Consider the following 1,352-nt stretch of genomic DNA (forward strand, 5'->3'; position numbering starts at 1 on the left):
AAATGGCAAAAAGAAATAACCTTGTTATAATAGAGGAAAAAAGTAAGCCTGAATCAGAAGATAAACCTGAGGATTTATGGTATGGATTTGCCCTTAGACATAGCTAAGTATATAGAGCATTCAAATCTAAAACCATACGCAACTAAAGAAGATATAAAAAAACTTTGTGAAGAAGCTGTAAAATACAATTTTTACGGTGTATGTGTTAATCCGTATTATGTTCCTTATGTTAAACAGCTACTAACAGGAAAAGATATAAAAATTATAACCGTTGTAGGATTTCCACTTGGAGCAAACAAATTAAAAACGAAATTAGTTGAGGCTACAACAGCCCAAAATGACGGAGCTGATGAGCTTGATATAGTGTGGAACATTTCTGCTTTTAAATCAGGGGAATATGATTATATTGTGGAAGAGCTAAAAACAATTATTGAGTATACAAAGCCTTTAGTTCATAAAGTGATAATAGAAACGGCTTATTTAAGATTGAAAGAAAAATTTAAAGCTGTAGAACTTTTAATTGAAGCAGGTGCAGATTTTTTAAAAACATCTACAGGCTTTGCATCCGAGGGTGCAAAACTTGAAGATATAAGGCTTTTTAAAGAAATTTCACAGGGAAAATTAAAAATAAAAGCTTCTGGTGGAATAAAAGATAAGCAAACAGCCTTAAAAATGATAGAGTTTGGGGCAGACAGAATAGGTACATCCCATGGTGTTGAAATAGTAAATGAGCAGTGAAGTTTTAACATTTAAAGTAGATAGCCAGTATAAAAATAAAAGATTAGACCAGTTTTTAGCTTCTGTATATCCAGAATTTTCCCGTTCATACTATCAAAAATTGATAAAACAGGGAAACGTTTTAGAAGGCGAAAAAGAGCTAAAAAAACCGTCTTTAAAACTAAAAGAAGGTCAAGAAATAACCTTAATAATACCACCTCCAGAAGAAATAGAGGTAAAGCCTGAAAATATTCCACTTGATATTTACTATGAAGATGAAGATTTAGCAGTTGTTTACAAACCTCCTCATATGGTAGTTCATCCATCGGTAGGACATACCTCTGGAACACTTGTAAATGCCCTTTTATACCACTTTAAAAATGTGTCAACCTATGGAGGTAGAGAAAGGGCAGGAATAGTCCACAGGCTTGATAAAGAAACAGCAGGTCTTTTAATCATTGCAAAATCAGAGTTTGCCCATAAAGAGCTTCAAAGGCAGTTTCAGGAAAGAACTGTTGATAAAAGATACAAAGCTATTGTTTCAGAATAATAAAAAAGACCACGACATTATAGACCTACCTATAGGAAGGTCAATTTACAACAGACAAAAATGGGAATTCACGCAACAAATGCAG

Annotated in this window: 2 protein-coding genes; both read left to right on the plus strand. The window is 33.1% G+C overall.

Going from position 1 to position 1,352, the window contains the following annotated elements; genetic code table 11:
* Nucleotides 1–81 precede the first annotated feature (81 nt).
* Entirely contained in the window at nt 82–738 is a 657-nt protein-coding gene (gene deoC / locus HG1285_RS01330; RefSeq protein WP_008289422.1) for a deoxyribose-phosphate aldolase, read from the plus strand.
* On the plus strand, nt 728–1,267 hold the full coding sequence (locus HG1285_RS18530; protein WP_008289423.1) for a pseudouridine synthase: 540 nt from the start codon (nt 728–730) through the stop codon (nt 1,265–1,267). Before deoC ends, HG1285_RS18530 begins: the two co-directional genes overlap by 11 nt.
* Nucleotides 1,268–1,352 lie beyond the last annotated feature (85 nt).

This window comes from Hydrogenivirga sp. 128-5-R1-1 (assembly GCF_000171895.1).

What these genes read in the sequence shown, in the direction of transcription:
- deoC (WP_008289422.1), top strand. Translation starts at nt 82, where the DNA reads ATGGATTTGCCCTTAGACATAGCTAAGTATATAGAGCATTCAAATCTA.
- HG1285_RS18530 (WP_008289423.1), top strand. Translation starts at nt 728, where the DNA reads ATGAGCAGTGAAGTTTTAACATTTAAAGTAGATAGCCAGTATAAAAAT.